At 40.3% G+C, this 714-nt stretch carries 1 protein-coding gene; it reads left to right on the top strand.

What is annotated here, in order from left to right; translation table 11 throughout:
- Window positions 1-611 (top strand): hypothetical protein (locus tag AB4496_RS24330; RefSeq protein ID WP_372132349.1); only part of this gene is annotated, 611 nt, incomplete at its 5' end.
- Between the last annotated feature and the right edge of the window lie 103 nt (window positions 612-714).

Genomic DNA, 714 nt, shown 5'->3' with positions numbered 1-714 from the left:
GTGTAATGGACATGGTCATGGTTATTTTAACTTTCGTCTTACTGGTTGGACTGAAACAAGGTTCGAAATCTATTGAGGAATCGACCCGAAGTCGTAACGCCGAATTGTTGAATTGGGCGATGGAAGAGATGTCAGCATTAAAACCTGCGATTAGGTTGGTGACAGACGCTCACAAAAGAGAGCCTTATAGTCAGGTAACTAGTGACGTTAGTGTGGATTATGTATCGACATGGAGCAAAGAAGAATTACAAGCAGCTCAAGCTGTAAGTGTCGCGTTGCAGAGAATGGGGTACTTTGCTACTCATGATTTGGTATCAAAAAAGCATTTTCTGAATCTTTGGGGGCCTTTATATCTATCATGTTGGTACTCACTCGAAGGTTGGGTTAAACATAAGCGACTTCAACTTGATGAACCTTTTGATATCGCTGATGGTGCATACTCGAGGCTGTACTTTGAAAAATACGCCATGTACTGTGAAGAAAAGTTACCGCCTTTGTTATTGAATAATACAAGAAAGCAGTTTGGCTTAGAGCCAATGGTTCAACCCAAAGCCCACATTAAGTTGGGCATAAAATTGAAAGCAAGGCTCACAGAAAAGGTTGATATCTAACTACTCACCACACAATACTTTTTGGAATCAAAGGGGCTTGTTAGCTTGATCAACACATAAATGCTAAGAGTGTATTGGCTGATCGTATATTGAAGAATGTTTC

The sequence above is a fragment of the Vibrio sp. 10N.222.46.A1 genome, from assembly GCF_041473595.1.
Lineage (GTDB): Bacteria > Pseudomonadota > Gammaproteobacteria > Enterobacterales > Vibrionaceae > Vibrio > Vibrio tasmaniensis_A.
The sequence above is the reverse complement of the archived record's forward strand: the minus strand, read 5'-3'. Positions and strand labels throughout refer to the sequence as shown.